Annotated in this window: 1 protein-coding gene; it reads right to left on the bottom strand. The window is 38.5% G+C overall.

Annotation, left to right across the window (positions count from 1 at the left end; translation table 11 throughout):
* Positions 1 to 475: G5 domain-containing protein (locus HT679_RS11425; protein ID WP_240149590.1), on the bottom strand; the 475-nt coding region annotated here is incomplete at both ends.

Below are 475 nucleotides of genomic sequence, written 5' to 3'. Positions count from 1 at the left end.
AACCTGTTGCCATGGAACCATCAGTATTATAAAAATACCACATAGCATTTTCTTGTTTCCAGCCTGTTGTTGGAGCAACTGGTTTAGCTGGTTCTACTGCTGCATCTGTTCCTTGATTAGATGTAACAGATCCAGGATACGAAGGAATAGATGATTTCTTAGGAACAACAACTTTTTCAGGTTCTCTCGTCCCTCTCCTTATACGTCTTTTTACCATCTCTTTAGTAATTTGACGAGAAGTAGTTTCTTCAATTGTTCCATCACGTTCATCTACAGTATACATTGTAGTAAGCGTAATTTCACCAATTTCTCCTGCTTCTTCTACTTCTTGACCCTTATCAAGAGTTGGGTCATCGAGATACTCTGTTTCGATTGGAATTACTTTTGTTTCAATGCTATCCTTAGCCGGAACCTTAACGATAATAGGTGTAGCTGCTTTAGTAACCATCTCTGAAACATCTGCTACCGTAATATC

Source organism: Streptococcus sp. 4886, assembly GCF_013276485.1.
Taxonomy (GTDB): domain Bacteria; phylum Bacillota; class Bacilli; order Lactobacillales; family Streptococcaceae; genus Streptococcus.
This window is presented reverse-complemented; position numbering and strand designations above follow the sequence as displayed.